This is a genomic window from Monashia sp. HAY1-5C, assembly GCF_056755255.1.
Genome location: NZ_JBPGXG010000299.1, coordinates 1 through 334 on the forward strand (window position 1 = coordinate 1; position 334 = coordinate 334).

Genomic DNA, 334 nt, shown 5'->3' on the forward strand with positions numbered 1-334 from the left:
CGATGATCGCGGCCACGGCGGCGGCGGCCAAGGTGGAGAGGATGCCTTGGCCGATCAGGTTCCAAACATCCGGCGCCATGGGACCGTAGAAGATCTCCCAACGGTCGGCGTCGAAGATTCCTTGCTGGGCCAGGGTTGTAACGGCAATGGCCAGGACACCGAGGATGATCAGGATTCCTGCTGCAGAACCGATGAGCGAGTAGAGGCGGGCCTTGGGCCCGGGGACGTCGTACAGGACCGAGGTCATCGGGCAATCGCCACCTTTCGTTCAACAAAGTGCGCCAGGAGGCCCAGGGGAACCGTGATCAGGAGGTAGAAGAACGCCACCCCGAGG

At 62.9% G+C, this 334-nt stretch carries 2 pseudogenes; both read right to left on the minus strand.

Annotated elements, in window-relative coordinates:
- Positions 1-247 (minus strand): annotated as a pseudogene (locus tag ACR9ZK_RS21750) (amino acid ABC transporter permease); the annotation flags it as partial.
- Positions 244-334: pseudogene (locus tag ACR9ZK_RS21755) on the minus strand (amino acid ABC transporter permease); the annotation flags it as partial. The pseudogenes ACR9ZK_RS21750 and ACR9ZK_RS21755, both read right to left, overlap by 4 nt.